The sequence below is a fragment of the Pseudomonas duriflava genome, from assembly GCF_007830155.1.
Classification (GTDB): Bacteria; Pseudomonadota; Gammaproteobacteria; order Pseudomonadales; family Pseudomonadaceae; genus Chryseomonas; species Chryseomonas duriflava.
The window spans coordinates 1-6,145 of the sequence record NZ_VLKY01000044.1 but is presented as its reverse complement, the minus strand read 5'-3'; the positions used below and the strand labels follow the sequence as shown (position 1 = coordinate 6,145).

Below are 6,145 nucleotides of genomic sequence, written 5' to 3'. Positions count from 1 at the left end.
TTGTCGGCCCAGACCAGTACCGTATGAACCCCTGCTGGCGGGGTAAAGCCTTCAAGCAGTGTTGCATTAACCGTGCTCCAGGTAGCAATACCTGTCGCGCGGTACGCCGAGAGCGCTGTTTCCAGCCCATCGGCAACGCCCAGTACACCCTCCACTGGCGTACCCATCTGGATCGCCGCGCCTCTGATCGATTTCCCCTCGGGGACCGGCATCATCTTGCGCGGACTCTCCACATCGGCCTTGCCACCCGTACTGCTCAGGTAGGTTCGGTGAAGGGTCAGGATCTCACCCCTGTTATCTACAATGGCGCAGACCAGCGCTGGAAACTTTCCTATCTCAGCGATGGTTTCCCGCTCTTCCCCGGTCTTCATATCCACTTCCGTCACGGTATCCCAGTACGGGAACGCCGGATGGAAGCGTACGCAGTCATTGTCCAGCCAGTCAGCGCCACCTCGCGGCAACACCTTGCACGCCTGCAAATACAACCGTGCAGGTTCAGCCAGGGCTGATGTCAATGGCAGCGACTCACGCCAGTGGCGCTCAACGTTCAGGCTCTTGCGATCTGACGTCGATGCGGACACCGGCTTGCTCCTGACCAGTGCAAGCCTGGGTTTTTCCGGTTCGATAATGATGGCTGGCATAGCCGGTGCAGCTTTCACAGTTTCAGGCTCTGGGTCATGCTCAATGACTTCGTACTCAACGCTCTCTGGCAGATAGGCAGGTGGTTCATCCTCTGGAGAGGATTCCTCAGTGCCTTCCTGTTTTGCCTTGAGTGCTTCGGCGCGCGCCTTCAGATCAATGGAACCACGACGACCGGGTTTAACCAGTCGAGCCCACTCATCATTGCTCGCATCCTTTACAGCCGCTTCACGAACCACCGTAGTTTCCTGTACGGCCTGTGAAGCGTTGTTGTCCTCGACTGCGCTTTCCCGCGGACGAGACTCGGCAGGACGAGGACGATTTTCAGACGTCTCACGACGTTGATACCGTGGGGGTTCAGGATCAACCCTCAGGAACTCGGCAACCTCAACAAGCGCTTCTGGAAAATCTATTCCCTTCACAAAGCACAGCAGGGAAAGACCATCACCAAACGCACCGCAGCTGTGAGTCGCAACGCCCTGAACTGGTCGCGGAGATCGCACAGCACACAGCTGAAACCTTGATCCGTGTATACGCTGAGCCCAATCCGCAAATTGCGATGATTGAAATCGCTCTATTTCACCGGCAAGCAGATCCCGCCGTTTGCTCACCTGCTCCAGGTGCTTGTGCGACGCCCTTGCCAGAATCGGTCGTAGGCGCTCCGATGAATGCACCTGATCCCGATTGTATCAACGCTGCTGGTTGCCTCTTCTGCGTCAATCATCGGGATATTGAAAGCGAAGATCACGTCTGGTCTCTGAGTAGTTTGCGCGTGCTCAAGAGCTTGGAGCTAACTAGATATCGTCCAGCTTCCACGGGTAGATCTGACGAGGCTGACCATCCAGCGATGCTTGCGGTCGAGCGTCTGAGTGCGAAGCTGCGGTTTTTTCAAGAAAGTAGCGAGGTGCGTCGGCTTTGGGTTGAAGAGGCACTGGCTCGCATAGCTGAGGAAAATTATCACCCAGCTTGGGACGGATTTATTCGGCTTGCGGAAGTTACAGCGGGGCCTTCCTTATGAATATCCTCACGACGTTAGGGCTTTCTATCGAGTCGCCTCTCGCCGCTCCTGGGGCGCCTAATTATCGTCCTGAGAGCTGGCCTCCGCCACCTGATTGGCCGGTCGTAATTGATGCACAGGGCAAAGTAGTAAGCCGTTGGGGCGATCCAGTTTGGAGGCTTGACCCATGGGCTAAGAAGGCGCTGACGCTAAATTTTGGGGATGGCCCAGCTACAAAAGTCGCGGCGCCAATTAGCTCGGCGAACGCTAATCTGCTTCGTATCATCACAGGCTGGTGGCTATACGGGCCGTATGGCGCCCGCGGCTATCGATCGTTGAAGACGCGTTTCGATCAGATGCGGCGGCTGTTTGTTCTTTGTGAAGAGGCAAGAATACTGGCCAGCGAATTAAGCCAATTTCCACGCGTATGCGAGCAAATTCCTGCCTTTCTTCATGCCTCAAGAAAGACTGAGTTTCTGTCGTTAATGCATGAACTATACGCGTCTCGCAGCGCCGTAGGGTTTACGTTGCTGGATTCGGGCTCGCTAACCCGTCTCGCTGCGCTGTTTCCAACTCACCAAACAGCTCAAACACCGTACATTCCTCCGCGTATTTGGCACTACCAAGTTACCAGGCTGCGAGAGTGTCTTGATGACTTCCTATCCCATCAACAACAAGTTGAAGCTTGTTACCGGTTCAGCATTGGGGCTTACGAACATAATCAGAGAGTTTCAAAAAGAGTGGCGTGCGCAAACGCACCGCCTTTTTGCGGCCATAAGATGCAGTTATTAGGCGCTAAAACGGGGCTTCGTTTTCTCGGAGCGTTTGCAGATACCGCGAAACGCTTCGGCATCTTTGAGCTACTTGAACGTTGGGTGGGGCGCAGTGGTGCCTTGCAAGTAAGAGCCCTAACTAGTTATCTGAAACTGGTCAACCGCGCCGGTTTAGCTTACATCCTTAACTTCAGTCTCATGCGGGTCGAGGAAGCTTGGAATCTTCGAGCCGGATGCCTTGACGTCGAGCACGACAAAAATTTCGGCGACATTTTTTTGTTACGTGGGCAGACGACGAAAACGCAGGCTGATAGCGACGCCCATTGGGTCACATCCCCATCTGTAGAGGTCGCCGTGAGGGCGATGGAGGTAATTTCTCTATTTCGCTCGTTATACGCACCTCCCGAAGCAGCGAGCGGTCTCGCGGGGCGTTTTTTGACCTCGTTTTCTTACGAGCCGTGGGCCCCATCGAGCAAGAAAAATGATCACTCACTGAGACCGGCTATTCCACCATATGCCGACCTTTTGAGCCAGTACGGCAAGCTGTTTGACTTGGAGCATTTGCGTATCACGAGTGAGGATTTGAAATTAGCCCGGCTAGCTACCCCTACACTGCCGGAGGAGTATCAAGTGGGCGCTATATGGCCGTTGGCATGGCATCAGTTGCGTAGAACTGGTGCAGTAAACATGCAAGCTTCCGGGCTCGTAAGCGATGCCTCGCTTCAGTACCAGCTCAAGCACGTCACCCGAGCGATGAGCCTTTACTACGGACAAAATCACTCGCAGATGCGTCTAGAGGAAAAGGCTCATACGCTGTACGTTCGCACGATGTACGAGACGCTTGGTAGAGAGTTACAGCAGCTTACGAGTGAGCGTTTTGTCAGTCCCCATGGAGATAAACGAAAGGCTGAGATCGTTCGGCTGATCTCGCCAGAGGATGCAAAAAAGATGATCGGTTTGGCAAAGAAGGGTTCGGTCGCATGTCGCCAGATCCTTCTAGGCGTTTGTTCGAGTCGCGAGCCTTGTCCGTACGGAGGAATCGACAATATTGCTCATTGTGGGGGCGGTGATTCAGAGGGCGAAAAACCTTGCCCTGATGTGCTGTATGACTCAGAACGATTGAGCGCGGTAGAGAATCTTGAGCATGTACTCAAAGAGCGGTTTGATACTGCTCAGGATGGAAGTCCACTAATGGAATCTTTGATGGCTCAACAGCGAAGCGTAGAAAGCTTCCGCCGTGTCGTAGGGAGCGCAAATGGACGTTGAACTCCCTGCTCGCCGCAGCGCGGCCGATCAATATCGTGATGCTTTTGAGCGCCTGAAACTCAATAAGCCGGAGCTTCTACCGAAGGGGACACCGGTCACTCAGAACAACGTGGCCAAAGAGGCCGGGAGCGATCCGTCGGCGCTTAAGAAATCGCGTTTCCCGAGCCTCATTGCAGAGATAAAGACTTACGTCGAACAACATGCGGAGGAGCTACCTCGTTCGTTGAACCAGGTAAATTATCTTGCCCGTCAGAAACGCCGCGCCTTGCGAGATCGGATTGAGCAGGTTGCCCGACAGCGCGACCAGCTAGCAAGTTTATTGAGCGAGGCGGATGCGAAAATCATAGAGCTGTATGACCGCATTGCTGAGCTTGAACAGCAGTTACCTGCGTCCAACATACTGTCGTTGGATCCACGCGGGCCCAGAAAGCTTTGAGATGGCAGTCGTGGGTGTACACGATCCGCAACTAGCCGCAAGGCTAGGAGCGATGCTCAATAAACGTGTTGTGAGGCTAGCCTCAACAAGCGTCTGCTTTGGCTGAAAGCTGGCGCTGGAAAACGCTAGCTATGGCGTCGAAGGCTGGTAGTTAGGGCTGATAGCAATCGACTTCATCGTTCTGAATTCGAACCGGAGAAGTGATCAATATGAAAGCTGAGATGAATGAATTGGAGCTGCGGCCTCGGGTACCCGTTGTATGCATCCCCGCTGTCGATGCACTTACACGCGGTGGTGCCGATTAACGCCTTGTTGTACCCGGCGATCTCGGTACCACTATTTTTGTATCACCAATCAGTAAGCAATGGAAACTCTGATGGGCCTTGCTAAGCACGCATGGATGGTAAGAGATGGAAAGGGGCTACTCCCTAGTGGATGATGCGTATGCGCGCGCGGGCTGCTATCAGGAGGCGGGGGTCAAGAAACTCATCAAGCGGAACAGCGTGCTTGGTAAGTGCAGCTATTGTGGGAGAAAGAAAAAGGTTTGCCCTCTAAACGATGTGACTGAGCACATCGCTGGTTGCATTCGGCTTGAGTGGGGTGACCCGAGTAACAAAGGTTTACCTTGGGAAAGCCGGGAGGACGGCTGGCAATTTGGCAATGTTTACGACACGTGGGATCTTCTACATGATCTGGAGCTGGTCTGTGAATCAGAGAAGCTGACTGACGACATAATCGGAGCGTTCCATCAATCCGAATGGTGTAGAGTTAATCCTTACTCGCTCAGCTCTGACAGAACTCTGCTGTATGGTTGGAAAAATTTTTCAAGTTCATCACTCATATCGCTCGATCTTCTTGCGTTCGTGGCGAGAGCACACGTATTGAGGTGTCTTTGCGATTCGCCGCGCAACATCGCGCGCCGCTTCATGGACGCTGCGTGCGATTTTTCTAAACGACGTGTTCGGGCAGCAGCGCTCTTTCATTGAGCATTTAGCACAGTCGGTTTGCCGGGATCGAAAGATGATGGTGTTGGCTTTCGTGACATGTGAGCGCTGGTTTTGAAGGCCCGCCACTCGCTACGCAACGCGTGTCCGGTGGGGCAACGATATTCCTGCGCCTCTTCATTCCATTGAAATTCGCTGATCGAGAGGCTGTCGTTCTTGCGCTCGGTTTTGTCCCAAACCGGCACATGTGGCTCGATGTCTTTGTCGTCGACCATCCATGCTAGCATCGGTGCGGTTCCATAAGCGGTATCGCCGATGAGCCGATCCGGCTTGACGTCAAACTGATCTTCGACCCGCTCGATTATGGTCTTGGTACTCTCGACCTCGGCGGTTCGATGCGCTGGCGTCGGCTCCGCATCCATGATTACTCCGTGCTCGACATCAATCAGGTAGTTCGTCGAGTAAGCGAAAAACGCCGGGCCTCCTGGCGCTGCGGTCCAACGCGAAATTGGATCAGTCAGCGACAGGCGCTTAGGCAGTGCTTCGGCCAAAGCCTTTTCATCCAGCACTTCAAGGTACTCACGCACGGCGCGAGTACTCAGCGAAGGATCACCCCGGTTGAGCTCTTCGTTGCCGGGTACGCCTCGCTGCCGACTGGCATCCGCCCTGATGACGCTGGCGTCCACAGCAAAACCTTCGCCCTTGACCAGACCTGCGTCCATGCAGCGACGCAGCACCTCATTGAACAGCTAGCGAAAAAGCGAGCTGTCACGAAAACGACCGTGGCGGTTCTTGGAAAACGTAGAGTGATTGGGGACTTCGTCTTCAAGACTCAAATCGGGATCAATCGATGGACGCCCGATTGGGCTATAAAAATCGGCGAGATAATGGCGCAGATCGCTTAGATCGAGGCATCGATCAATGCTGCGCAGGAGGTGATTGGCTGGGATGTGATCTTCAATGTTGAACGAGTAAAACAGTCTCTCTTGTCCGCTCGACAATTGTCCCATCATGCTGCGAATCCTCCCGCTGGCCGATGACCTGATTTTGCAGCAGGCCAAGCAGGAGATCTACTTTCTCAACAGAATCG

Annotated in this window: 3 protein-coding genes and 4 pseudogenes; 4 read left to right on the top strand and 3 right to left on the bottom strand. The window is 54.0% G+C overall.

Going from position 1 to position 6,145, the window contains the following annotated elements; genetic code table 11:
* On the bottom strand, positions 1–641 hold a 641-nt coding region (locus tag IQ22_RS24245), incomplete at its 3' end, for a DUF7146 domain-containing protein (protein ID WP_425298893.1).
* 464 nt (positions 642–1,105) lie between these two features.
* Here IQ22_RS24245 and IQ22_RS23965 point away from each other — a divergent pair.
* The 4 genes and pseudogenes from IQ22_RS23965 to IQ22_RS23760 form a co-directional block, all read left to right on the top strand.
* A pseudogene (locus tag IQ22_RS23965) lies at positions 1,106–1,657 on the top strand (site-specific integrase); the annotation flags it as partial.
* Entirely contained in the window at positions 1,654–3,675 is a 2,022-nt protein-coding gene (locus IQ22_RS23765) for a hypothetical protein (RefSeq protein WP_244309411.1), read from the top strand. The pseudogene IQ22_RS23965 and the gene IQ22_RS23765, both read left to right, overlap by 4 nt.
* Positions 3,665–4,111, top strand: coding sequence for a hypothetical protein (locus IQ22_RS22760; RefSeq protein WP_145146089.1), 447 nt, complete (start codon positions 3,665–3,667; stop codon positions 4,109–4,111). Before IQ22_RS23765 ends, IQ22_RS22760 begins: the two co-directional genes overlap by 11 nt.
* 410 nt (positions 4,112–4,521) lie before the next feature.
* Positions 4,522–4,929, top strand: a pseudogene (locus IQ22_RS23760) (HEPN-associated N-terminal domain-containing protein); the annotation flags it as partial.
* 27 nt (positions 4,930–4,956) lie between these two features.
* Here the strand turns inward: IQ22_RS23760 and IQ22_RS22755 are convergent.
* Positions 4,957–5,891, bottom strand: a pseudogene (locus IQ22_RS22755) (transposase); the annotation flags it as partial.
* A gap of 3 nt (positions 5,892–5,894) precedes the next feature.
* A pseudogene (locus tag IQ22_RS24240) lies at positions 5,895–6,068 on the bottom strand (transposase); the annotation flags it as partial.
* Positions 6,069–6,145: the final 77 nt, after the last annotated feature.